We start from the raw sequence: 252 nt of genomic DNA, 5'->3' as shown, positions 1-252 counted from the left end.
ATACTTTAGTGTCTAAGGTATTAGCGCTCGCGCATTAATCGATGATGACCACCGCGACTGTTACGCCGTTACCAGACACACTTGATGATAATATCTATGCGCTCACCGAACTTGAAATTCAAGCGGATGAGTCCTGCGTTCAAGAGTTAGCGTCGTCACGGTTACAACGTGGTTTAGGTCTGTTTTTCTTCTTTATGGTGATAGTCTTTTTTAGCTGGATGTTTAGCAGCATGGAAGCCTATCTAACTGACG

1 pseudogene is annotated in these 252 nt (G+C 44.0%); it reads left to right on the top strand.

From position 1 onward, the window contains the following. Positions 1 to 44: 44 nt before the first annotated feature. Positions 45 to 252, top strand: a pseudogene (locus MTCD1_RS22005) (cell division protein FtsQ/DivIB); the annotation flags it as partial.

Origin of the sequence: Colwellia marinimaniae, assembly GCF_002207865.1 — a bacterium.
Lineage (GTDB): Bacteria > Pseudomonadota > Gammaproteobacteria > Enterobacterales > Alteromonadaceae > Colwellia > Colwellia marinimaniae.
The sequence above is the reverse complement of the archived record's forward strand: the minus strand, read 5'-3'. Positions and strand labels throughout refer to the sequence as shown.